Below are 4,198 nucleotides of genomic sequence, written 5' to 3' on the forward strand. Positions count from 1 at the left end.
CTCCCTCTCCGTCTTCTACAAATACATAATGCTTGTAAAACTGCTTAAAATGCAGGATTTTCACGATTTCACTCTTTGTATCAACGCTATGCACTCCACATGAGGCGTCGATGCAAACATGTCCATCAGCTTCAGCTTTTCCAACTTATAACCCCTAGCCTCGAACTCGACCACGTTGTCAACCAGTGACTTTGGGTTACAGCTGACATAGACTATTTCCCCTGCACCAAATTCAGCTATGTCCTTGACACCATTGCCTAGGATTCCTGCCCTTGGTGGGTCTACTATTATCAGGTCTGGTCTTTCTGGTAGGCTGCTGACTACCTTGGCCACGTCACCTGCTATAAATTCGCAGTTGTCTAGCTGGTTTAGCCTGGCATTTTGGTTGGCTGCTACTACAGCCTCCTCCACCAATTCTATACCGTAGACCTTTCTGGCAGTTTTGGCCATCAGCTGTCCTATTGTGCCTGTCCCACTGTATAGGTCAAATACAACCTTGCCGTCACCCTTGTCACCTGCAAAGTCTCTGGCTATAGTATATAGGACCTCTGCCCCCTTGGTATTTGTCTGGAAAAATGAAAATGGAGATACCTTGAACCTCAAGCCTAGAACTTCTTCATAAAAGTAGTCCCTACCATGTAAGACCCTCATTTCGTCACACTGGACTGCATCGGCTAGTCCATCATTTATTGTGTGTAGGATACCTACTAGGTCATTTTCAAGGTCTAATCCAAGTAAAAATTCCTTGTATTCCTCCATATTGTAGTCGATTTGAGAGGATGTCACTATATTTACCATTATTTCTCCAGTATTTTCACCCCTCCTAACCACTAGGTGTCTTAGGTAGCCCTGGTGGTTAAAGGACCTGTAGTATGGCAGGCCTTTTTCTTCAAAGAAGTCCCTAGTTCCGACCATTATCTTTCTAAAATCTTCATTGATTATCCTACAGTCGTCAACTGTAACTATATCTATAAACCTGCCTACCTTGTGCATGCCAAGTGATAGGGGACCATCCTTGTACTCATCGCCAAAGGTAAATTCCATCTTGTTCCTATAGGCGTACTGGCTAGGACTGCCCTGGATACCCAAAAATTCGTAGCCCTCTATACCGGCCTTGTCAAAAAGGTCTAGGATTTGATTTTTCTTGATTTCCAGCTGCTTTTCATAGGGGATGGATAGGATTGAACAGCCTCCACACTGCCTAAAATGCCTACAGACTGGGGCTGTCTCTAGCTCAGATGGCTCTAATAATTCCAAAAACTTGACTTCTCCACTGTCTGCCCTTGATTTTTTGACCACAGCCCTCACCTTTTGACCTGTGATACCACCCTTCATCTTTATCATCTTGTCTTCATATATAGAGCGTGATATGCCCCCAAACTCCATCTTGCCTACTTCAAATTCTATTATATCTTTCCTCTTCATCAACACTTACCTTTCTAACGATTCAAGATCATATATCTTGTCTTGCTTCAATATCTTTATACTTCTAATAAATCAGTATTTTCTATCTTATTTAAGTTAAGGATTTTTACCCTAATATATGTCTAGATTTCTCTATCTTCCAATAGCTTGACTTCTTCTTCGGTCAGTTCCCTATACTGGCCCAGTTCTAGGGATTCATCCAAGGATAGGCCACCCATCTGAACTCTTTTTAAGTATAGGACTTGCTTGCCTACAGCCTCAAACATCCTCTTGACTTGGTGGAACTTGCCCTCGCTAATAGTCACATATATTTCAGAACCCAGGCTACCGTCATCTGCCTCAAAGGTCCTGATAATTTCTAACTTTGCAGGCCTTGTCGTGTAGTCATCACCAATATATAGGCCCTTACTAAAGGCTTCTATATCTCTAGCCACTACCTCTTGGTCTATCTGGGCGTAGTATTTTTTAGGGACGTGTTTTTTAGGTGATAGGACCCTGTGGCTGAGTTGGCCATCATTTGTAATTACTAGGAGGCCTTCTGTATCCTTGTCCAGTCTGCCTACTGGAAAGGGGTCAAATGCCAAATACTCTGGATTTATGAGGTCTATAACTGTCTGGTCGTACCTGTCAAAGGTTGCAGATACACAACCGGCTGGCTTGTTCATCATCAGGTATATATACTCTCTGTAGCTGACCTCTTGGCCATTTAGACAAACCTGGTCCTGGTCAGGATTTATATGCTGGTCGGGCTTTTTGGCTTCCTGACCGTTGACTGTCACCATACCCTGCCTACACATTTTTTTAATTTCTGACCTAGTTCCATAGCCTAGGTTGCCCAACATTTTATCCAACCTCATAAATTTCCTCCTGATTCTTCTACTACTATTAGCTGTATTTTCCCTAGTTATATCTGTTCAATTACTACTATTTTTCGCCCGATTATCCTAACTACATATTATCGTATATTTCTTTTAGCTCTTCTTCACTAAAGCTGTACCTAGACTCACAGAACTGGCAGCCAACTTCAGCCCCCTTGTCCTCATCTATTATAGACTTGAGCTCCTTCTTGCCAATGGCCACAAATACCTCTGCCACCCTGTCCTTGGAGCAGTCACATTCAAAGCCTACCTCAACCCTGTCTAGGATAGCTGGTTCTAGGTCCTTTAATACTATATTCATCATGTCTTCAGGAGTTAATCCCTGACTCAACATCTGAGTTACAGACTGGATTCCTGTCAGATTTCTTTCTATTGTAGATATTGTCTCCTCACTTGCGCCTGGCATCATCTGGACTATAAATCCACCAGCCTCTTCTACCTCGTCAGTCCTAGTCAAAACTCCTAGAGATACAGCTGACGGTGTCTGCTCTGATACTGTGAAATAGTAGGTAAAGTCCTCTGCAATTTCACCACTGACCATCTCATACTCACCATTATATGGCTCTCTTAGGCCTAGGTCCTTGATGACCTTTATAGTACCCTGGTTTCCAACTGCACCAGCCACATTTAGCTTACCACTTGCGTAGTTTTCAACCTCTACATCAGGATTAGTCACATAACCCTTGACTATACCACTGGCATTTGATGTAGTCAAGATAGTTCCTATAGGACCTCCACCCTTGATAATTACACTAATCTTGTCGCCCTTGTTCTTCATCATCAGACCCATCATAGATGTAGCTGTTAGGGTCCTGCCTAGGGCTGCAGTTGCCACCTTTGTAGTATTGTGAAAGCCCCTAGCTGTCTCTACCATATTTTTAGTTGAGGCAAAAAATGCCCTCACTTCCTTATTTCCTGTTGTTACTCTTATGCAATAATCCTTCATATTTAAACCTCTCTCATTCTATTTTACTGCTGTAAAGAATATCCTCTCAGCCTTGTCACCTGGCCTATCCATACCAAAATCTCCATAGGAATCTATCTTCTCAAACCCCACATTTTTCAGGGTATCAACTATTTCATCTTCCTTGTGGGCCCTCTGCAGGTGGACTTCCCTGTATCTTTCGTATAGGTTGTCATCTTCACATCCAAGCTGACTACCATCTTCCAATAATTTATTTGAGCCTTGGTCTGCCTCTTCATACTCATCTCGTTCGTAATCCTGGTCGTCAATTTTTAGGAAAAAATCCAAATTCATCTCCAAAAGTTGGTTGCCTTCATCATAGTAATTAGTCCACATATATGATATGTCCTCCCTAGACTCTCCCATAAAGTTATTGCCCAAGACCTGACTTAGCTTGTAGTGTGAGCTGATGTCAAATACAAAGACTCCACCTGGCTTCAACAATTCATAAACCTTGGCAAAGACCTTGGTCAAGTCATCCAGGCTAGTGACATAATTAAAACCGTCACAGGCACACAAGACACAATCCAAGTCATAAAGGTCAAAATCCAAGTCCACTATATCCTGCTCCAACAAAACTAGGGGAAGGCCCATGGACTCAGACTTTTCCAGAGCCACACCTAACATATCCTCTGATATATCTATACCCGCTATATCATACCCACTCTGGGCCAAGGGAATCGTAATATTCCCCGTACCACATGCTAGCTCCAAGATATTCTTGACACTAGCACCACTCTTATCTATCAAATCCTCTATATGCCCGACCCAAGCATCATAATCAACATCATCCATGAGCTGGTCGTACACATAGGCAAAATTACCATACTGGTTCATTTAACTACCACCTTTTTCTATCCAAATCCACTATCTGCTATTATACCATTTTCAAACCATTTTTTCTATATAGTTAACAGCTCAAGCTACTTTG

At 42.4% G+C, this 4,198-nt stretch carries 4 protein-coding genes; all 4 read right to left on the bottom strand.

Translation table 11 applies throughout. The annotated features are described in order from the left end of the window. Positions 1–60 precede the first annotated feature (60 nt). Entirely contained in the window at positions 61–1,425 is a 1,365-nt protein-coding gene (gene rlmD / locus HMPREF1639_RS05925) for a 23S rRNA (uracil(1939)-C(5))-methyltransferase RlmD (RefSeq protein ID WP_036764402.1), read from the bottom strand. Positions 1,426–1,547: 122 nt separating this feature from the next. Beyond that, the gene (locus HMPREF1639_RS05930) at positions 1,548–2,282 is read right to left on the bottom strand and encodes a pseudouridine synthase (RefSeq protein ID WP_036764403.1); all 735 of its coding nucleotides are present in this window, start codon (positions 2,280–2,282) and stop codon (positions 1,548–1,550) included. A gap of 91 nt (positions 2,283–2,373) precedes the next feature. Next, positions 2,374–3,249 (bottom strand): Hsp33 family molecular chaperone HslO, encoded by an 876-nt coding sequence (hslO, locus tag HMPREF1639_RS05935; RefSeq protein ID WP_036764405.1) that lies wholly within the window; start codon positions 3,247–3,249, stop codon positions 2,374–2,376. 18 nt (positions 3,250–3,267) lie between these two features. Next, positions 3,268–4,104 carry a class I SAM-dependent DNA methyltransferase gene (locus tag HMPREF1639_RS05940; protein WP_036764407.1) on the bottom strand — a complete coding sequence of 279 codons (837 nt, stop codon included), beginning with the start codon at positions 4,102–4,104 and terminating at the stop codon, positions 3,268–3,270. Positions 4,105–4,198: the final 94 nt, after the last annotated feature.

The sequence above is a fragment of the Peptostreptococcus sp. MV1 genome (assembly GCF_000758885.1).
GTDB lineage: Bacteria > Bacillota > Clostridia > Peptostreptococcales > Peptostreptococcaceae > Peptostreptococcus.

What these genes read in the sequence shown, in the direction of transcription:
- rlmD (WP_036764402.1), bottom strand. Translation starts at nt 1,425, where the DNA reads ATGAAGAGGAAAGATATAATAGAATTTGAAGTAGGCAAGATGGAGTTT.
- HMPREF1639_RS05930 (WP_036764403.1), bottom strand. Translation starts at nt 2,282, where the DNA reads ATGAGGTTGGATAAAATGTTGGGCAACCTAGGCTATGGAACTAGGTCA.
- hslO (WP_036764405.1), bottom strand. Translation starts at nt 3,249, where the DNA reads ATGAAGGATTATTGCATAAGAGTAACAACAGGAAATAAGGAAGTGAGG.
- HMPREF1639_RS05940 (WP_036764407.1), bottom strand. Translation starts at nt 4,104, where the DNA reads ATGAACCAGTATGGTAATTTTGCCTATGTGTACGACCAGCTCATGGAT.